This is a genomic window from Novosphingobium sp. Sphag1I, from assembly GCF_056279125.1.
In genome coordinates this window covers 1-20667 of the sequence record NZ_JBWBQS010000010.1, presented here as the reverse complement: position 1 = coordinate 20667, position 20667 = coordinate 1, and the positions used below count along the sequence as shown (strand labels likewise).

General features: G+C 61.8%; 13 protein-coding genes and 1 pseudogene. 8 read left to right on the top strand and 6 right to left on the bottom strand.

Annotated elements, in window-relative coordinates; genetic code table 11:
- Positions 1-43: 43 nt before the first annotated feature.
- Complete coding sequence (locus ACZ9HU_RS12805; protein WP_476105460.1) at positions 44-1222, bottom strand: rhamnogalacturonan acetylesterase; 1179 nt, start codon at positions 1220-1222, stop codon at positions 44-46.
- A 120-nt stretch (positions 1223-1342) separates the two neighbouring features.
- Between ACZ9HU_RS12805 and ACZ9HU_RS12800 the strand changes: the two are divergent.
- From ACZ9HU_RS12800 to bglB, 5 genes and pseudogenes are all read left to right on the top strand, one after another.
- Positions 1343-2913 (top strand): annotated as a pseudogene (locus ACZ9HU_RS12800) (alpha-N-arabinofuranosidase).
- Positions 2913-4340 (top strand): rhamnogalacturonidase, encoded by a 1428-nt coding sequence (locus ACZ9HU_RS12795; RefSeq protein WP_476105714.1) that lies wholly within the window; start codon positions 2913-2915, stop codon positions 4338-4340. Before ACZ9HU_RS12800 ends, ACZ9HU_RS12795 begins: the two are co-directional and overlap by 1 nt.
- Before the next feature lie 96 nt (positions 4341-4436).
- Positions 4437-4751 (top strand): L-rhamnose mutarotase, encoded by a 315-nt coding sequence (locus ACZ9HU_RS12790; protein ID WP_476105457.1) that lies wholly within the window; start codon positions 4437-4439, stop codon positions 4749-4751.
- Between the two features lie 11 nt (positions 4752-4762).
- Positions 4763-7729, top strand: coding sequence for a beta-galactosidase (locus ACZ9HU_RS12785; RefSeq protein ID WP_476105455.1), 2967 nt, complete (start codon positions 4763-4765; stop codon positions 7727-7729).
- A gap of 72 nt (positions 7730-7801) precedes the next feature.
- Positions 7802-8848 carry a beta-galactosidase BglB gene (gene bglB, locus ACZ9HU_RS12780; protein ID WP_476105713.1) on the top strand — a complete coding sequence of 349 codons (1047 nt, stop codon included), beginning with the start codon at positions 7802-7804 and terminating at the stop codon, positions 8846-8848.
- Positions 8849-8912: 64 nt separating this feature from the next.
- Here bglB and ACZ9HU_RS12775 read toward each other — a convergent pair whose 3' ends face one another.
- Both ACZ9HU_RS12775 and ACZ9HU_RS12770 read right to left on the bottom strand, forming a co-directional pair.
- Entirely contained in the window at positions 8913-9701 is a 789-nt protein-coding gene (locus ACZ9HU_RS12775; protein ID WP_476105454.1) for a rhamnogalacturonan acetylesterase, read from the bottom strand.
- Positions 9698-11182 carry an MFS transporter gene (locus ACZ9HU_RS12770; protein WP_476105452.1) on the bottom strand — a complete coding sequence of 495 codons (1485 nt, stop codon included), beginning with the start codon at positions 11180-11182 and terminating at the stop codon, positions 9698-9700. Before ACZ9HU_RS12770 ends, ACZ9HU_RS12775 begins: the two co-directional genes overlap by 4 nt.
- Positions 11183-11324: 142 nt before the next feature.
- Between ACZ9HU_RS12770 and ACZ9HU_RS12765 the strand changes: the two genes are divergently transcribed.
- Complete coding sequence (locus ACZ9HU_RS12765; RefSeq protein ID WP_476105450.1) at positions 11325-12653, top strand: oligogalacturonate lyase family protein; 1329 nt, start codon at positions 11325-11327, stop codon at positions 12651-12653.
- Positions 12650-13873, top strand: a complete 1224-nt coding sequence (locus ACZ9HU_RS12760; protein ID WP_476105449.1) for an SGNH/GDSL hydrolase family protein — start codon at positions 12650-12652, stop codon at positions 13871-13873. The genes ACZ9HU_RS12765 and ACZ9HU_RS12760 overlap by 4 nt, the downstream gene beginning before the upstream one ends.
- A 34-nt stretch (positions 13874-13907) precedes the next feature.
- On the opposite strand, the gene ACZ9HU_RS12755 is transcribed toward ACZ9HU_RS12760, so the two are convergent.
- From ACZ9HU_RS12755 to ACZ9HU_RS12745, 3 genes are all read right to left on the bottom strand, one after another.
- Positions 13908-16583, bottom strand: coding sequence for an exo-rhamnogalacturonan lyase family protein (locus ACZ9HU_RS12755; protein WP_476105446.1), 2676 nt, complete (start codon positions 16581-16583; stop codon positions 13908-13910).
- Complete coding sequence (locus ACZ9HU_RS12750) at positions 16580-17164, bottom strand: DUF6250 domain-containing protein (RefSeq protein WP_476105443.1); 585 nt, start codon at positions 17162-17164, stop codon at positions 16580-16582. The genes ACZ9HU_RS12755 and ACZ9HU_RS12750 overlap by 4 nt, the downstream gene beginning before the upstream one ends.
- A 64-nt stretch (positions 17165-17228) precedes the next feature.
- Positions 17229-20027, bottom strand: coding sequence for a TonB-dependent receptor (locus ACZ9HU_RS12745; RefSeq protein WP_476105442.1), 2799 nt, complete (start codon positions 20025-20027; stop codon positions 17229-17231).
- Between the two features lie 394 nt (positions 20028-20421).
- On the opposite strand from ACZ9HU_RS12745, the gene ACZ9HU_RS12740 reads away from it, so the two are divergent.
- Positions 20422-20667, top strand: a 246-nt coding sequence (locus ACZ9HU_RS12740; protein ID WP_476105441.1) for an aldehyde dehydrogenase family protein, incomplete at its 3' end; no start/stop codon positions are given.

Here is a 20667-nt window from a genome sequence, read left to right as displayed (position 1 = left end):
CGTGTTCAGGGCCGCCGGACGAGGCATCCGGCGGCCCCTTTTTTTAATTGCCCAATGGGCGTTGGGTTGAGGTGAGGGCGCTGGGGGGAATGTCGACGGGTTCCGGGCGCGCCGGATCGAAACGCTTAGAGGTAACATGCGGGGAAAGGGCAGGGACCTGTGCGTTGATCCCATCGGCAATGATGCGCGCCGTCATCCATGCGCCCCATGTGTTGTAATGGGTGCGGTCGCGGCCACCATCGTTGAACATGGCGGGCGAGCGTTCCGGCCCCAAAGCTTCATAGAGTGTGACACTGGCCCGGTTGAGGTCGATCAGCGGGACGTGCAATTCACCCGCGACCGCGCGCATGGTCGCCGGATAATCGCCCAGGGACAGGGTAATCCGACCCTTTGTATCGAAATTGCGCCTTTCCGGGCTGGTGATCAGAATCGGCGTCGCCCCGCGCCGCCGCGCCTCGGCAATATAAGCGGCCAGATAGGCGCGATAGGTCGTCCCTGCCTCAGCATAGGTCTGGGGCCATTGGGCCTTTTGGTCATTATGGCCGAACTGGATGAACAGATAATCGCCCGGCTTCATCATGCTGAGCGCCTTGTCCAGCCGCAGGTCGGCGAGGAAGGATTTGAGAGTCGCCCCGCTTTCCGCATAATTGGCCACCGCCACCCCATCGTCCAGCATCAGCGGCAGGATTTGCCCCCAACTGGCCGTTGGTTCGCGGGGGTGATCGGCCACCATGGAATCGCCGACAAGGAAGATGGTGGGAACCCGGGCCGGTTCGACCATCACCGTTCGCACCGCAGGGCGGCCCAGAAATTCAAGCGTCAGGCGATCATCCCAATTGCGCTGCGCCGCCTGATCCGGGCGCAATCGGACGTGCGCGCCGCCCGGCGCATTTTCCGGTACCGCGCCCAAATCCGCATTGTGAACATGCACGACAAAGCGGCGGGTCAAGCGCTGTCCCTTGGCCGTGGCGGTGTTCAGCATCATCAGGCGGCGGTTCTCGGCCTTGATGGTGGTCGTGGCCGGGGCATTGTCACTGCCCAATTCCACCGTGACGCGCCAATTGCCTTCACCAACGGGCAGAGACAGCGCGCCATCGCCTTCATAACCGCCCGTGCCAGACACATAGGGCGCGCCGGGCGCAATCATGTTCTCACCCGCGCGGGCCGGGCCATCAAGGCGCCAGACCTGGCCATGGGCCGATGGTGGCAGAAGGGCGGTCATCAGCGCGACCATAGACAATGCCGAGCGTAGCATAAAACAAACATCTCCCGATCCATCTTGATTTTCGATATATGAAATCTACTCTCACAATATACGTAACATAGAGGTCAGGGAGAGACCATGATTCGTCGTTCCATCCGCCTTCTGGCATCGGCCGCGTTGATGCTGGCGGCAACGCCTGCGGTTTATGCCCAAACCCCCGCCGCCCAAACCCCCGCCGCCCAAACCCCCGCCGCCCTGCATGGCGAAACGCCGGGCGCCACCATCGACCCGCGCATCTTCAGCCAGTTTGCCGAACATCTGGGCTATGGCATCTATGGTGGGATCTGGGTCGGGCCGGAATCGAAAATCCCCAATATCAAGGGCTATCGCCGCGATGTAGTCGAGGCGCTGCGGGCGCTGCATGTGCCGCTGGTGCGCTGGCCGGGGGGCTGTTTTGCCGATGAATACCACTGGCGCGACGGCATCGGCCCGCGCGCCAAGCGCCCGGTCAAGATCAACACCCACTGGGGCGGCGTGACCGAGCCCAACACATTCGGCACGCATGAATTCATGGACTTTGCCGAACTGATCGGGGCCGATGCCTATGTTTCGGGCAATGTGGGCAGCGCGCCGGCGGGCGAGATGGAGGAGTGGGTCCAATACATCACCGCCCCGCAACTCTGGCCGATGAACGCGCACGAAACGGGCGCAAGGAGCCGTGGAAGCTGCCCTATTTCGGCATTGGCAATGAACTGTGGGGTTGTGGCGGCAATATGAAGGCCGACTATGCCGCCGACGTGACGCGCCGCTATGCCACCTTTGTCAAGGTTCCCTATGGCACCAAAATCCAGAAGATCGCCAGTGGCGCAAACGGTCCCGACTATAATTGGACTGAGGTGATGATGCGCGAGGCGGGTGGTCTGATTGATGGCGTTGGCCTGCATTATTACACCGTCCCCGGCGATTGGAAGAGCAAGGGTTCGGCAAGTGATTTCACCGAAACCGATTACGCCCGCACCATGGCCAAGACGTGGAAGATGGAAGAATTGCTGACCAAGCACTCCGCCGTGATGGACAAATATGATCCGGCAAAGCGCGTCAATCTGGCGGTGGATGAATGGGGCATCTGGACCGATGTTGAACCGGGCACCAATCCCGGTTTCCTCTATCAGCAGAACAGCTTGCGCGATGCCTTGCTGGCAGGCGTGAATATCAACCTGTTCATCCGCCATGCCGACCGCGTGCGTATGACCAACATCGCCCAGATGGTGAACGTCCTTCAATCGATGATCCTGACGCGCGATGCACAGATGGTTCTGACGCCGACCTATCATGTGTTCGACATGTATCGCGGGTTTCAGGCGGCGAAGGTGTTGCCGCTTGATCTGCCCAAGGTCTGGTACGGGCGCGATGAATGGGTGACGCCTGCGCTGCATGGCGTTGCGGCACGGGGGGGCGATGGCGTGGTCCATGTCGCATTGGTCAACATCGATCCGGGCAAGGGACAGCATCTGGAAATCGCATTATCGGGCGTTCAGGCTGCCTCGGTCAGTGGCCGCATCCTGACCTCGACGCGGGTTCAGGATGTCAATAATTTCGCCAATGTCGCGCGGGTTAAACCCCAGGCCTTTTCCGGCGCATCCATCCGTGATGGTAAGTTAGTGGTCGATCTGCCCGCCAAATCGCTGGTGGTGCTGGATTTGCGGTGATGGAGGCGTTGCGGGCATTTGGTGATGGGCGCGCTCTTGCTCATGGGGCGATCAATGCGGCCATCGCCGATGCCCATGCGCATGGCGGCGGGATGGTGACTCTGCCGCCGGGGCGCTATCTCTGCTTCTCGATCCGTTTGCGCTCGGGCGTCCATCTGTACCTGTCCGAAGGCGCGGTGATTGAGGCGGCTGATCCATCGCGTCACGGTGGCGCCTATGATTTGCCGGAAGATAATGGCGAACAACTCTATCAGGATTTCGGGCACAGCCATTGGTGCAACAGCCTGATCTGGGCCATTGGCGCAACCGACATTGCCATCACCGGAACGGGGCGGATCGAAGGGCGGGGCCTGACCCGCAACGGTCCGGGATCACGCTGGCGTGCGCAGGCGGGCGAGAGGCCGCTATCCATGGCGGCCATGTCCGAGGATGAAGTCGGCGCTTTGGAATTGAACGCCGCCGCCATGCACGGGCTTGGCAACAAGGCGATTGGTCTGCGCGAATGTCGCGGCGTCGAACTGGCGGGTTTCACCATCGATGGCGGCGGGCATTTCGCTATTCTGGCCACCGGGTGTGCGGATATGGTCATTCGCGGCCTGTCCATTGATACAGAGCGGGACGGGATCGATCTGGACTGTGTTTCGCGCTGCCTCGTCGAACATTGCCGCGTGAACAGCCCCAATGATGACGCCATCGTGGTGAAAAGCAGCCTTGCGCTTGGCCGCCCGGTTGTCAGTGAGGACATCACGATCCGCCATTGCACTGTATCGGGCTTTGACCTTGGCACGATGTTGGACGGAACCCGCGCCCGAACGCAACAATTCGCGCCCGATCGAGATAAGGTGACGGGCCGGATCAAGATCGGCACCGAAACCAATGGCGACATCCGCCGCATCCTGATCGAGGATTGCAGGTTCGAGCGCAGCCGCGGTCTGGCCATCGAATGCGTTGATGGGGCGGTGGTCGAACATATCACCGCCCGTCGTCTGAGCATGGAGGAGGTGACCAGTGCCCCCATCTTCCTTCGCCTGGGGGCAAGGCTGCGCGGGCCGGAGGGGGCGAAGATTGGCGTACTTCGCCACGTTGAGATCAGCGACGTAACAGCACGCGGTATTGCGCATGAATATCCCGCGATCGTGGCGGGTCTGTCCGGACATCCGGTTCAACGGGTCGTGCTGCGCAACATCGATCTGGAATTTATCGGCGGCGGCACGGCGGCGGATGCTGCGCAACAACCAGCCCAATTGCCCGACGCCTATCCCGAGCCCAGCATGTTTGGAACCTTGCCGGCGTGGGCGCTGTGGATGCGCGATGTTCATGATGTGAGCATCGAGGCGTTCCATGCCCGCCATGCCGGTGTCGATGCCCGCCCGCCGGTCATAATGCGGGATGTTACGGGTTTGAATTGGCCCGAAATGCCGGTTTGAACCCGGTTTGACCCAATTGGCCAATTGACGCCCATCGGATGACCGTGTATCACAATAAGCAACAAAAGTGCATAATGCGGGATTTTGGAGAGAGCGGTGCAAAGGTTCGCATTCCGGATGCAGCTTAAACCCGGCATGGCGGAAGAATACCGCCAGCGCCATGACGCGATCTGGCCCGAACTGGTCGATCTGCTGCATGAGGCGGGGATCAGCGACTATTCGATCTTTCTGGACGAGGCGACATACGCGCTCTTTGCGGTGCTGCGTCTGGCCGATGAGAACAAGCGCGACAGCCTGCCCGACGATCCGGTGATGAAGCTGTGGTGGGCCGCGATGGCGCCGCTGATGGAGGTCGAGGCCGACAATCGCCCTTGCGAATGGCCGCTGGTGCCTGTGTTTCATCTGGATTGATGGGGGTGGCGATGCGTTCTCTTTTGCTGGCTGGCGCTGCGGCGCTGATTGCCGCCCCGGCCATGGCGCAGGACGCGCGGCCGACGGTCAACCTGAAGGCGCCGGTCAAGACATTTGGCCGCGTATCCTTCGATGGCCGCTCGCTGATGATCGATGGCAAACGCACGCCGATCTGGGCCGCCGAATTCCACCCCTATCGCTTGCCCAGTCCTGATCTGTGGCGCGACATATTGCAAAAGATCAAGGCCAGCGGGTTCAACACTGTCACCTTTTATTTCGACTGGGGCTATCACAGCCCGAAACAGGGCGAACTGGATTTCACCGGCATCCGCGACATGGAACGCGCCATCACCATGGCGGGCGAGGAAGGGCTTTATGTCATCACCCGCGTTGGCCCCTATGTGAACGCGGAATTGGCGCGGGGCGGCTTTCCAGGCTGGCTGAACAACCAGCGGGCGAAGGCGCGCACCGATGATCCGGAATATCTGAAGGCCGCCGATGAATGGCTGGCCGCGATCGACGGCATTGTTGCCCGGCATCAGATCAATGACGGAAAAGGCCCCGTCATCCTGCACCAGATCGAGAACGAACTCTCGCAGACCAGCCGGGCCCACCGCCGTTATATGGACCACCTCTATGCCGTGACGCGCAGCCACGGCATCACCGTGCCGATTTTCCACAATGATCCGGGCCGCAATGGCAATTGGGTGCCCGATGGATCGCCGGTTGCCGGTGTCGTGCATGGGCCGGTCGATATGTATGCCTTTGACGGCTATCCGGGCGGCACATGCAACGCGCAGGGTAAGATTACCCGCAGCAATGGCGCGCCCGATTGGGGTTATTACGGCATTGGCGAGGCAAAGGGCGGCGCGTCCGCATCGCCCGATACGCCGGGATTCTTGGCGGAAATTGGCGGGGGCTGGTTCGACTATTGGGGCTCGGACGGGATCTATGCCTGCAACGCGGGACAGACCGGGCCGGGATATGGCCGACTGTTTTACGGCACGAATTTTGTGAACGGCATAGGGCTGCAAAGCATCTATATGGGCTATGGCGGCACGTCATGGGGCTGGCTGCCCGCACCCGTGGTGTTCACCTCCTATGACTATGGCGCGGCGATTGCCGAGGACCGTTCCCTGCGTGAAAAGGCGTTGGCCCTGAAACCCATCGGCGGGACACTTGCGGCCTTGCCAGAGATTGCCGCGATGGTTCCGGCGGCGAAACTGACGCCTTCAACCGACGCCATCCGCCTCTATCACAATCGCAGCCCGGAAACCGACGCGCGCCTGATCCTTGCTGCGCATCAACCGGGGCATCTGGTTGCGGATACCAATTTCACCTTTTCCGCCGACCTGCCCGACGGCCATTATCAAATGCCGCAGATCCGGCTGAATGGCTATGACGCCAAATGGATCGTGGCCGGGGCCAATGTTGCGGGCCAGCGATTGGTTTACACCACCAGCCAGATCCAGACCGCCCAATCGGGCCAGTTGTTATTGATCGGCCGCGCGGGCGAGGGTGGGCGCACGGTGCTGCGCTATAGCGGCAAACCTGCGATCAAGGCCCCCGATGGCGTGGCGGTATCATGGGACGCCACGCGGGGCGATCTGACGCTGGATTACACCCATGGCGCATTGGCCGCGGTGGAAATCAGCGGCGGCGGGCGGCCTGCACTGACGCTTCTGCTGGGCGATGATGTGGCGGGTGGCGCGTGTTGGGATGCCGATGGCGTATTGGCCTGCGGGCCTGCCCTGTTGCGCCATGCGCGGGCGAAGGGCGGGGTGCTGGCGCTGACCGGCGATACTGTTGCGCCCGCGCCTTTGCGTGTGTGGAGCAAACAATCGCGCATCACATGGAATGGCGCACCGGTGGCGATGCGGCCAGCGGCGGGCGGATCGTTTGAATCCATCGCGCCGCTGCCCGGTCCCGCGCCCATCGTGCTGCCTGCACTCAACAACTGGCGCATGGCCGAGGGTACGCCCGAAGCTGCGCCGACTTTCAACGACAGCGCGTGGCAAGCTATCGACCACCGGGCCGATGCGACGCAAAGCCAGAAGCCCGCAGGCCAGCCTACACTGACCATGGACCCCTATGGTTTTCACGAGGGCGATGTGTGGTATCGCGCCCATTTCGCCGGTTCCCCCGATGCCCAGCGGCTCAGCCTGACCTATGGCGCGGGCGGGGCCGGGATGGTGCAGGTGTTCGTGGATGGACGTCTGGTCGGGCAACAGGATTTGCCCGCCGCCATGCCGCGCCCGATCACCACCGGCAATATCACCATCCCTATGCCCGATGTGGCCCGCATGCCGGGCGACCATGTCATCGCGGTCATGGTGCGCAACAATGGTCATAACTGGGATCTGACCGCGATGGACGAGCATAAGGAGGGGCGGGGTCTGATCGCCGCTTCGCTCGAACCATTGACGGGGCCTGCGTTTGCCGTGCCGCTCAACTGGCGCATTCAGGGCCGCGCCGGGGGCGAGGATTTTGCCGACCGCGCTCGCGGCACGCCCAACAATGGCGGCCAGTATGGCGAACGGATGGGTTGGCACTTGCCGGCCTTCGACGATCGCGCATGGCGCGCCACCGGCGCCGCATTGCCGCAAGGGGCGCCGGGCACCAATTGGTATCGCACGCAAGTCACGCTCAACGTTCCGCGCGGTCAGGACGCCACGATTGGCATCGCCTTTGGCGACACGACCAAGCCGCGTTCATCGGCCCAATATCGCACGCTGATTTTTGTCAACGGATGGAACATGGGGCAATTGATCGCCCATGTCGGGCCGCAACGGATTTTCCCGATCCCCGAAGGCATCCTCAACCATCATGGGGCGAACACCATCGCCCTTGCCGTCACCAGCGACGGCGCACCAGCCAATGCGCCTGAAAATGTGCGCCTCGTCACTTTGCAAAACCGTCGCGGCGGGGTGGAGGTGGCGCAAGTCACCGCGCCCGCCAGCCTGCCGCCTGCCCCTTGATCTATGGAGAACCGAGTGCCCCACAATCCCCTTCCTGCACGCGCCGATCTGATCGGGCTGATCCATCGTTTGATGGACAATCTGGTCTCGATCCATGACGAAACCGGCGAATTCCTGCTGCGGCTTGAAGATGGCCGCGTGATCGACACCAAGGGCTGGAACGGCTGGGAATGGACCCATGGCATTGGCCTGTTCGGCATGTGGCGCTATTATCAGCAGACCGGCGATGACAAGGCGCTGACCATCATCCGCCAGTGGTTTGCCGATCAATTGCCGCGCGGCACGACCAAGAACATCAACACCGTCTCGCCCTTCCTCACGCTCTCCTATCTTTATGAGCGCGAACCGAACGCCGACTGGCTGGCCCAGATTCAGGAATGGGCCGATTGGCTGATGGCGCCCGATGGCTTGCCCAAGACCGAGGAGGGCGGGTTTCAGCACATCGTCTATAATGACGAAAACCCCGGCGAAATGTGGGACGACACGCTGATGATGAGCGTGCTGCCTTTGGCGCGTTTTGGGCTGCTGCTCAATCGCCCCGATTATGTCGAGGAGGCCAAGCGCCAGTTCCTCGTCCATATCAAATATCTGTTCGATACCAAGACCGGCCTGTGGTTCCATGGCTGGGACTTCAACGGGCGGCATAATTTTGCAGGCGCGCTGTGGGCGCGGGGCAATTGCTGGATCACGATTGCGATCCCGGAAATCATCGAATTGCTGGATCTGCCACAGGGCGATGCGTTTCGCACCTTCCTTGTCGATACGCTGGCCGCGCAGGTGAAGACTTTGGCCGCGACCCAGGCGGATAATGGCTTGTGGCATACGCTGGTGATGGACCCGACCTCTTACCTTGAGGCTTCGGCCACGGCAGGCTTTGCCTATGGTATTCTGAAGGCTGTGCGTATGGGGTTGCTTGACACGGCCTATGAGGAAGTGGGCCTGAAGGCCGTGCAGGGCGTGATCGACCATATCAACGCGGATGGCGAATTGACGCAGGTGTCCTTTGGCACGGCGATGGGCGATACGATGCAGTTCTATAAGGATATTGCGCTGACCTCGATGCCCTATGGGCAATCGCTGGCTATCTGCGCGCTGGCCGAGGCGCTGCACCGGCGGTAAGGGGCCGGACGCAAAAAGGGGCGGCAGACCTTGGTTGGTCCGCCGCCCCTTTTCGTTTGGACCATCAATGACAGGCGTATTGGCCCAAAGGCGTCGTCCGCTCCAGATCGGGCCGATTTGCCAGTACCGCGCGCGCGGCGGGCACCGACAGGCCCGACAATTGTTCGGCCACCAGATCGGCCATGGCCCGCGCGCCAAGCTCGGTGAAATGGGTGTCATCCTTCAAACCCGCGGCAAAGGCGGGATAGGCGCCGGGCGCAAGGTTCATGTAATAGACCACCACATTGTCCGCCCCCATCCGGTCGAGCAGGTTGCGCGAGGCGCCTTCAAGGTCGATCAAGGGCGTGGCGGTGGTGGCGGCCAATTCGCGCATGACGGCGGAATATTCGGCAAAATCGGCCCGCGCCTTGCCCGCCGCGTCAAACGATCGTCGCGCCACCGGCGTCACCAGCACCGGAAACGCCCCATGCCCCCGCGTTTCCCAGATGAAGCGCAGCAGATTGTCGCGATACATCGCCGGATCGGCATAGCGTTCGGGCTTGGCCTTGGTGGCGTCATTGTGGCCGAACTGGATCAGCACGGTGTCGCCGGGGCGCACTTCGCCCATCATGCGGTCCCATCGGCCCTCGTTGATAAAGCTCTTGGTCGATCGCCCGCCGATGGCGCGATTGACCACCACGGCATCGGGGGAAAGTCCACAGGCGAGGAATTGCCCCCAGCCGCCTTGCGGATAACGTTCGGGGGCATAGGTCTGAACCGTGGAATCGCCCGCGATCAGGATGCGGGCGGGGGTTTTCGGAGGCGTTGCCGCGACCAACACGCTGGCCGCGGCCAGCAACAGGATAGGCTTCACAATTTTCCTCCCACCGGATTGTTGCCCCACAGGCGAGCGTATTCCCAGCCGGTCAGGTCCTGAACCACTTCGCGCGCGGTTTCCGATGTCGGATCGCGCCCGCCGCCCCGCAGATGTTCGATCTCGCCCATCAGTACGTCATGCGTGGCGCGGCTGAGGCGGAAGCGCGTCGAGATCAACATGCCAAAGCCCAGCATCACCCATGTGCCAATGCCCATGACCAGAACCAGTGTCAGCACCGCGCCATGGCTTTGCACATCGGCCTTGGGCACGAAACCGCCCGCATCCATCAACAGGCCCACCAGTGCCACTGCGGCGGCTTGCGTGGCTTTGCGGATAAAGGTCATCACGCCCGCGAACGATCCTTCGCGGCGGCGGCCCGTGACGATTTCGTCCACGTCCGCCATGTAATTATAGGTGGCCCACGGAATGTAATTAAGCGCCCCGCGCCCAAGGCCCACCAGCCCCATGCCGATCCAGATCCAGCCTGACGTAGCGGGCAGCCCCGCCCACCACAGGCCGATCAGTGCCGCGACGCCCGCCGCAAAACACACCGCCGCCATGCGATAGGCCCGCGCAGGGCTGGAGCGCAGAGCCATGCGGATGGCGATCATTACCGCGCCCAATTGCACTATGTACATCGTGCCCAGCAGACCCGATGCCGCCTGTGTCGATCCGGCCAGCGCGAAGATCACGAAAAAGGTGAATGCCGCGTTGAAAATGTCCTGCGAGATATAGCCCCCCAGATACATGCCCAGATGCAGCCGGAACGCACGGATGCGCAGCGTCGATGACAGGTTGCGCCACAGGTGCAGCAGCGGCGATCCGGCCGTCGGCTTGGGCGGGGTGGGGCGCTGCCGCTCCCAACTGAAGGCATAGAGGAAGCCAGCGGTCATCATAAACAGCGCGGCAAAGATCGCCCCCATAATCAGGAACGTATTCGCACTGTCCCGCCCCAGCCAGTTGATCAGCCAGAGCGGCAGAAATCCCGCCAGAATGGCCGAACCTTGCGCAAACAGGATGCGCACCCCGGCAAGGCGCGCCTTGGTGGCAAAATCGCTGGCCATTTCGGCGGCCAGCGTTTCATAGGGGATGATTTCCAGCGCATAGGTCAGTTCGAACAGCACATAGGAAACAAGGTAATACCAGAAGGTTTGCCCCGGCAGCCACATCAGCGCAAAGGTCGGCAGGAGCGGAATGGCGGCCAGCACGAAAAACCGCCGCCGCCCAAACCGGCGGCCCAGCGCATGCCGGTCGAAATGGTCCGAAATATGCCCGATGGTGGGCGAAACAATCGCGTCCAGAATACGTGCCACGGCAAAGATCAACGCGGCCTGTCCGGCCGACAATCCGCAGAATTTGGTGTAAAAGATCAACACCCACGCCGATATCACCGCCATGGACCCCGCGCCCAGCACGTCATTCGCGCCATAGGCCAGGTAATTGACCAATCGGACCGGTCTTGCCGCCGGTTGCGTCATCACGCCATCCTTTTCCCTTGGGGCCGATGGACGTTTCACCATGCGGCGCAATTATTCATATTGTGGACCATGTTTATACTATGTAAAACCGCATCGACAAGCGGCAATGATAGGGCCGCCACGTTTCATGGGAGAATTCGCGATGCGTTTGCGCCATTTAACCGGCATTCTGGCCGCCACGTTGTTGACCACAGCCGCCGCGGCCAAACCGGTCAAGGAATGGGTCGATCCGGCCACCGGACATCGCATCGTCCGAATCAGCACCCAGGGCGGCACTTCGAACCTCTATTTCACGCAAAGCGCCTTTACCCCCAAAGGCGACAAGATGGTCATCAAGACCCCCGACGGGATCAGTGTTGTCACGCTTTCCGACTGGTCGATCAAGCTTTTGGTGCCGGGGCCGCATCTCAACCTGCTGTTTACCGGGCATATCAGCCGCAACGCCTATTACGCCACCCGCGCGCGCGATGACGCGGGCGGGCCGTTTCAGGTCTGGGCCGTCGATGTTGACACCGGCAAGGCGCGCAAAGTGGCCGACGTTGCGGGCGGATCAATCGGGTCGATCAATGCCGATGAAACGCTGCTGCTGGGCCAATACACGCTGCCCCCGGCCAAGGTGAACCCGGACGGCACGCTGATCCGCCCGGATCAGGGGAATAATGCGGTTCCGGGCGGCAACACCTATGCCGAAAACCGGTCCGATGGCACGCCCTACACCTATGCCGATGCCAAGACGCGCGCGCTGCATCGACGTCTCAAGGCGGGCTATCCGATGGAGGTCTTTACCCACAATCTGAATACGGGCGAACGTCGCGTGATCGTGGCCAGCAATGATTGGCTCAACCATGTGCAATTTTCACCCACGGATCCGGGCCTGATCATGTATTGCCATGAAGGGCCCTGGCATGAGGTGGACCGCATCTGGACCATCCGCACTGATGGATCGAACAAGAAACTGGTCCACAGCCGCACAATGAACAATGAAATCGCGGGGCACGAGTTCTTTAGCCCCGATGGCGAAACGATCTGGTACGACCTGCAAACACCGCGCGGACAGGTGTTCTGGCTGGCGGGCTATAATGTGCGCACCGGCAAACGGACATGGTATCATGTGGAACGCAATCAGTGGTCCGTGCATTACAACCAGTCACCGGACTTCAAATTGTTTTCCGGCGATGGAGGCGACAGCGAAATGGTGGCTCATGCGCCCGATGGCAAATGGCTCTATCTTTTCACGCCGCGCATGATTGGCGATGATGCGGAAATTCCGACCGCCGACGCGGACAAGCTGATCGTACCGGGCACGTTTGATCAGGAAAAATTGGTCGACATGCATGCCAACAATTACAAGACCGAACCCAACATGACCTTTACCCCTGACGGTAAATGGATCATTTTTCGCGCGAATTTCGAAGGCGCGACCCATACTTATGCGGTCGAAACGGCCAAGGCAGCAGGGAGCAAACATTGAAAAAATCGGCTTGGATGATCGCGCTGTTGCTGGCCACGCCCGCCCATGCGGGTGTGGCGCGAAGCTGGGCCGTGGCGATGCAGGCAACTCCGCCTGCCGATAGCCCCGGCGCGCCGCCATCCATTGCGGATGCCACGGTGCGACAGATTGTGCGCTTGTCGGCGGGCGGAACGCGCCTGCGGGTTGCGCTCGACAATTCGGACAGCGCGACCTCCTTGGCCATCAAACATGTGACGGTGGCGATGGTGGATGCCAAGGGCGCGATTGTTCCGGGCACGATGCGCAACATCGCCTTTGGCGGACGCGCGGGGGTCGATATTCCCGCCCATGCTCCGATGATCAGCGATTGGCTGGCCATGCCGGTCAAACCCCTGTCGCGGATCGCGGTGTCCATTCACGTGGCCGAGGGGCAGCCCTTGGGTGCGTTCCATTCCTTTGGCGCGGCGAAAACCCAGATCGCGCCGGGGGATCAGACCGACAAGCCCGAATTAGAGCGCGGCGCCACGGTTGAACGGCGCTTTGTCGTGGCGGGCGTCGATGTGGGGGCCAAGTCCCCCATGCGCACCATTGTCACCTTTGGCGATTCCATCACCGATGGTGTGCGCGCGACCACCGATTCCGATCTGCGCTGGCCCGACCAATTCGCGGCCCGTATACAGCAAGCGGGCTGGGCCGGGGTGGGTGTCGCCAATGTCGGCATTTCGGGCAACAAGCTGTTGCTGAACGGGGCGGGGCGCAATGCATTGGCGCGGTTTGACCGCGACGCTTTGACCATTCCGGGGGTCAGCCATGTGATCGTGCTGGAAGGCGTCAATGACATTGGCGGAGCCACGCGGGAAAAACGGACCGAGAGTTACGATACGGACGGCCTGATCAACGCCTATCGCCAGATGATTGTCCGTGCGCATGATCGTGGCATCAAGCTGATCCTTGCGACCATCCTCCCGTATAAGGGCGCCAATTACTGGTCCGAATGGGGCGAGGCGCAGCGTCAGAAGATCAACACCTGGATACGTACTCAGAAGTTGAGCGACGGCTATGTCGATCTGGACGCGGCGATCCGTGACAAGGCCGACCCCTTGGTTATGAATGCCGACTATGATTCCGGCGATCACCTGCACCCCAATGACCGCGGCTTTGCCATTATGGCCACGGCCGTGCCGCTCAAGCTGGTGGCGCAAGGCAAGGAGGCGGCCCGGAACAACGCGCGCCGACCCTAATTATGGGAAATGCGGCGTTTCGGGCGGTCAGCCTTTAACGCCGCGGTTCTTGCGGACTGTTGCGATGGGCGGGGATATGAGCGGCGTCGATCTCTGGCCCGGCCAAAGCCAGCATCTGGATCGCGGCCAGCCCCCATTGCGCGGCGGCATTGGTGGACAGGCGCGGCCATTCGATCTGATTGCCTATCGCCACGCGTGGGTCATGGTCCCATGTCCCAAGGCCTTCATCGCCGGAGAAAAACTCCTCCACCGCGCGCGCCATCAGTGACCGGTCATGGCGCGCCCGCGCCGCATAGGCGGTCATGCGCGAATAGGCCTCTCGCAAATTGCGCGCGCCAAAGGGCGGGCCGAATTTGGCGAGGAAGTCGGGCTTGGGCGCATTGTACCATTGGCAAAATGTGACCCATGCCTGCGCATAGGATGGTACGTCGATCAGGCTGATGATTTCGGCATTGATCTCGGTCGCGCCGAACACGGAGGACAGGTGGCTGATGCCGATCGTGTCACCCTTGCCAAGGAAACGATGCGTGGCCGGATCATAGGGCGCGCCGCCCGCCAGCCAGCCATATTTCATCGCCCCGATACTCTGCATCCCCGCCGCGATCCGGTTGCGCCATTGCGGGTCGCCGGTGCGCTCCCACTGGGTCAGCCATGCGCCCACAACTGCCGTCCAACTGGGGCCAAAGCCCATGTCGAACGTGCCCTTTGGCCCGGCATAGGGTTTGGCGCCCGGCACCTTGCGCCCGATCTCGACATGGTCCAGCGTGCGGTCGCTGTCCACCAGATCGGCGATCAGGTCGCCCACCCGATCATCGGCGGTCAGGTAGAAATAGATGCGGCGATAGATCGCATTGGACACGCGCGGCTGTTTGGAACTGTCGCCCCAATGCTGCACCCCATGGCGCGTGCCCAAGCCTTTGAAGCGGCCCATGTGATAGGTGTCGACCTCGCTGGTGTGCCGCGTCATCGCCTCGGCCAGACGGAAGGGTTGCGCGGCCCCGGTGCGCAAAGCCTGATACCACAGCCACAGATCGGGCGAGAGTTCGCTGTTGTCCCATGCAAAGCCGCCGATGTCATAGCGCCACTGGTGCCGGTCGGCGTCATAGGTGTGCATGATGTCGCCATGGTTCCAGAAACCATACCATCCGCGCCGGTCCACTTCGCCGGCATAGAAATCGACGAGGCGTTCAAGCTGATCCTCGACAATCGCGCGGTTGCGGCTGGAACGATCGGGCAAGGACCAGTCGCCGAACACGCCCGCCTTGTGCAAATGCTCGGGCGCGGCCATCAGGCGGGGGGAGGCGGCATTGGCGGTGGCCATCGCTTCAATCGCGGCATTTTCGGGCGTCGCCTCACAGGCCCAGAGCGTCAGCTCTTGCGTTTTGGCGATGCCGGTCGCGCTGCCCCAGCCGGGTTCGTAATCCTCATAGGTGATGTCGAGGCCTGCGTTTTGCGCGTCATAACCTTCCATCCCGTTGACCCCGCGCCATGGGCGCAGGTCCATCGGTTCGGCGCGCGGGCTCCACAGCCATGCCGTCAGGTGCGCGGTGTCCGAGGCCGCATCGCGCACCGACAGGGCGCTGGGACAGGTCTGCCAGAACCAGCGCTGGGCGATGGCTGCGCCGCCGCTGGGGCCGCCGACATAGGCAAGGCCCGGCGCGCGATGGCCAGAGGCCGAGGCCACCCATGCCATATCGGCCTGCGTGCGCTTTTCGATGCGGAACCCATCGGCGTTGGGCTGCTCCAACCAGAAGTCGGACCATGTGGGGATGTATTGCAATTTATCGCGCACAACCGCCGCCATTTGCGCGATGGGCGGCGTGGCGCGGCCCTCGACCTGTGCGTGGCGAAAGGCGGCGCCCGGATCGCGGCGCAGGCCGGTCAACGGGCGGACGGCCTCGGCAAACAGAGGGCCATCGCTGGCCATGCGGATGTGGCGGTCATGGGGCGCATCGCGCATCGGCACGGCCACCGAAACCCCAAGCGCGGCAATCGCATCGCGCGCCGGGTCGCCGTCATAGATAAAGCTGTGAACGATGCGCAGATGCCGCGCCCCGGCATAGGCGTAAAAGCGCAAGGTGAAGGGCAGGGCGGCCTCTTGCCCCTGTCGGTGCACGCCCTCAATCTTGACGATGGCGCGCACCGGGCCGCTTTGCTCAAGGGTGAGGCGCGTGACCGTCTCGGCAAAGGCAGCGCCCATCTGGCCGACCAGAGACACCGGCCCCATGACGGTACGCCCGCCGATGGCGGCGCTGCGGATTACGGCATTGCCTGATTTGGCAAAATCCCATGTCACCCCGGCGCAGGTAAGACGAAGGCCATCGGGCGTCTGTTCCACACGGATCGGGTCTGATGGCGCAGGACCGGGCGTGCCGGGTGTAACGGTGATGTCATCTGGCACGGCCTCGCCCAAACCGGCGGGCAGGGCGTGGGCGGTCCATTTGACCGAACCGTCGGGCCAGTAGGCCGTGGGCCAGCTTTGCGCCGGGATGGGCGATCCATGCGCCGCCAGCGAAAAGCCCGAACGCCGCGATACCGCGCCGCGTGGCCATGCCACGCCGAAACTGTGGCCAAGGTCCATCGCGGGGCGGCCCTCCAGCCAACGCGCCGGGGCGGGGGTTGGCGCGGGGGCAGCCTGACCGATACGGGGGGCAAGGGCGGCGGCGGGGATCAGGCTGGCAAGTTTGAGCGCTTCTCGGCGGGTACTCATGATTTGGCCTTTATGCGAATGCGGCGAAAGGCCCAGTGGCTCCAAGTGGAGCGCAGGCCAAACCAGCCGGATGTATAGGGGGCGGGGTCGAAAAGGGTGAAAAGGCGCGCGCCATCGCGATCCACCGCCACGGTCGAACCATCGGCGATCAGCGTGACATGCGTCCATTGGTTGGGGATCAAGGGCGCATCGCCCCGATCATGTTCAGGCAGGAGCGGTCTGACCCCCGGCGTCGCGATGTATCGGCGCAGGCGCGTGGTCGTGTTGCGATTGCCGCCTATGCCAACATAATAGGTTTGCAGCGTGTCATAATCTTCAAACCGGCCCGAACGCGGTGCAGGATCGGCGCCATCGGCCTCCCGCGCCATCCAGAAGGCGTTGAGGTCGCTGACCGTATCGTTTGGGCCGCCATGCGCGATGGGCATGGCGTCAAAACTGATGCGGACGGGCCCGGTCAGGCGGCGGCGATACCACAGGGTCAGGCCCTTGGCCGTGTCAATCTCGATCCGGCCTTTGACGTTGGTGATGCGGGCCGGACCTTCGGCCTCGGGGCGCCAGTCGGCGGGACGGGGCGTTGCCATCCCGCCGCACAGGCAAAGAGCGGCGCAGAGCAGGAGAGGAAGGCTCACGCGCCGCCCGTCCGGCTTACATCTTGGCCCGGATGCCGAAATAGACCCGGCGGCCAAAGGTTTCGACGGTCGACACGCGATAGGTGCTTTCCTCATCCTCTTTGCGTTGAGCATTGGTGATGTTGACCAGATCGACAAAGGCGGTGAAGTGATCGCCGATCTTATAGCTGAGCGAGGCGTCCCACTGGCCATAGGGTTGGCCAAAGGCGTTGAGATTGTCGCGTTCCGGCCCGATATTATAGCGCGAGCGCCAGTTGTACGAGATGCGCGCGTTCAGCTTTCCATCGTCATAGAATGTCGAGATATTATAGCTGTGCCGCGACAGGCCGGGAAAGCCCAGTGCCTGACCGCTGTAATAGCCCAGCGTCGAAAAGCCCTTGTCCTTGGCATAGGTGTAATTGGCCTGAAGCCCCATGTTTTTCAGCGGGCCGGGCAGGAAGTCGAAGCCATAGACAAGGCCCGCTTCAAACCCGTTGATCTGGACCGGGGCGGCGCTGTTGTAATAGGTCGAGATGGTGAAATCGGTGCCGCTGAAATTTTCCGTGCTGGCCGCGCGATAGGGGAAGCCCTGAATATCCTTGCGCCAGAAAGTGGCCGACAGATAATTCACCCGCGAGATGTACCATTCCAGCCCAAGGTCATATTGCTGGGCCGTATAGGGTTTGAGGTTGGGATTGCCCCGCGATCCGGTCAAAGCCACGGTGTTGAGTGACATCGAAGGCGCGATCTTGGACAGATCGGGCGCCGCGGCCACCGAGGTCGCCGTGGCGCGCAGGATCAGCTTGTTGGGGATCAGTTCATAGCGCAGGTTGGCGCTGGGCAGGACAAAGGTGCGGCTGCCGGTAAAGGTGACGGGGGCGAAAGTGCCCGCCGTTGTGTTGATGTTATAGCCCGATGCGATCGTGTCCATCTTGATCACGCGCGCGCCCACCACCACGGCCAGTGCGCGGTCAAACGGGGTGAACCCCCACTTGGTCGAGATGTAGCCCGCCAGGTTCTTTTGCGTGACATCATACGTGTCGCCCGGCGACCAGTTGCTGGTGCCATAGGCCGACGGGATGCCCGCCGCATTGGCGATGGCCATATTCATGTTCAACCAGCGTTGAATATTGGTCGTTCCGATATTGCCGGTTGCAAAGAAGTTATGATCGCCAAGATCGGCATATTTCGCATAGGACTGGATCTGTGACAGGATCGCGGCATTGGTGGACGAGGAGGTGATGGCATCGACCGCCGTACCCGTTGCCCATGTGCGCGTCTTGATATTGCCCTGTCCGGCAACGGTGCTGTACCCTTCATAGGTGACGGTGCCGTCGTGATAGATCGAGTTCAAATTGGTCACGCGGCGCTGAATGCCGACCTTGATCAGTTTGAGGAAGCCGCCGACCTCATAATCGGCGTCGAATTGGAAATTGCGCTCGGTCTGGATGTTCTTGCGCGGTTTGTGCTGAATTTGCAGATAGTTGATGCCCGCCGGATTGGTCGGATCGGTGGACAGACCGATGTTGGGCGCGCCCGCCGCATTGCGATAATCCACCGTGACCGAGGTCAGGCCATATTGCGTGCCCACCACGTCGATTTCATCATTATAGGCACGCGCCCATGAATAGCCGCCCCGCGCACGCAGGGTCAGCTTGGGGCTGACCTTCCATTCCGACCCCAGCGTGCCGGTATAGGTTTGGCGGTCAATGGTGCCGTTGATGTTGCGATAGGATACGCCCAGCGCGTTTGTGCTGTTCGGATTGGCCACCGCCGTTTGCTGAAACTGGACATAGCTGGCCGCGTTGCCCGCGTTGACACTGGTGTCATTCCCAAGCGTCAAAGCCGGCGTCAGGGCCGAAAACGTGTTGATCTGCATCAGCTGGGAATTGAGCGTTTGCAGGCCGCGCGTATAGGTATTGTCGAAGAACAGGCGGAATTTGTCGCTGGGCCGCCATTCGACAATGCCGTTAAAGGCATAGCGTTCGGTGCGCTCGCGATACATGGCATAGCGCGGAATGTCGGGATAGAAATCGCCCATGCCATCGCCATTGCGGTCCACACATCCGGTTTGCACGGTCTGGCTGCATTGCGCCGCCGTCGCGCCCACCTGACGGATCTGGCGCCAACCGGTGGTCTTGGCCTGATCATACCACAGGCTGCGCTTTTCATAGGTGGCCGAGAGCAGCACGCCCAGCGTATCATTGGCAAACAGGCGGCTGCCGATCAGCGCCGCCTTGGGATCGGTGCGATTGCCCAGCGTGCCGTAAACCCCCTGAACCGAACCGGCCAAATAGGGCTTTTTCGTGTCAAATGGGCGGCGGGTTATGATGCGCACCGTACCGCCAAGGCCGCCCTCGGTCATGTCGGCGCTGGCCGATTTGACGACTTCCAGACGGCTGATGAATTCGGCCGGGATGTCGCGGAATTCGACCGCCGGATTGGTGGCCGAACCGGCGGCGGGCCCAGCGGCGGTGGACAGGGTGGATTGCCCATTGATTTCAACGCGGATCAGCCCCGGATCAACCCCGCGAATGGACACCGCCGACCCTTCGCCGCCTGCGCGCTGGATCTGGACCCCGGTGATGCGTTGCAAGGCTTCGCCTACGTTCTTGTCGGGGAATTTGCCCACGTCTTCGGCGGAAATGGCGTCCACCACCTGATCCGAATTACGCTTTGTGTTCAGCGCATTGGCAAGGCTTTGGCGAATGCCGCTGACGATGATGTCGGCATTGGTGGGGGCGGTTTGCGCCCGCGCCAATTGCGGCGAGAACAATGCAAGGCAAAGCGCGGCAGACGCAGATGAGCACCGCCAAAGGTGGGCCTTTGAAGCCATGGTGACAACCTTCCCTGTTTTATATCTTAATGCGTTGCTCAATGTGAACTTATCGAGCGCATTATGAACCTAACGCTATGCGTCGGGCTTGGCAAGTCCTGTTGCGAAATATTGCCAGAAATTGACGGGCGCCGTCATGCCTGAATATATCATATGAAAAACAGTCGGTTGGAAGGGGCCATGTCCCAGCCATCAGGCCAGATACCAAATGCCGATGTTTCAGAATGTGATGATATGATCCATATGTGTAATTATGGATGGGGCGTCACAGGGGGGGGGCTCTCAACCCAACTTGCGATCAAAATGCATATGGGGACGCTTGCGCCGCGCAAAGAGATATAATATTGCTATCAATAATAGCAGAATGTCAGGATGCTTTTGAAAGGCTGAACGGATGGAATTCACACGATTGAACCCGATGACGGGCGATGTTGCCTCCTCGGCGGTGGCGATGCAGGCAGGCGATATGGCGGGCATTGCGGCACGCGCCGCGGCGGCCCAGCCTGCATGGGGCGCGATGGGCCCGAATGCGCGCCGCGCGGTGTTGCAAAAGGCGGCCGATGCTCTGGCGGCCAAGAAGGACGAATTCGTCGCCGCGATGATGGGCGAGATCGGCGCGACCGCCGGTTGGGCGATGTTC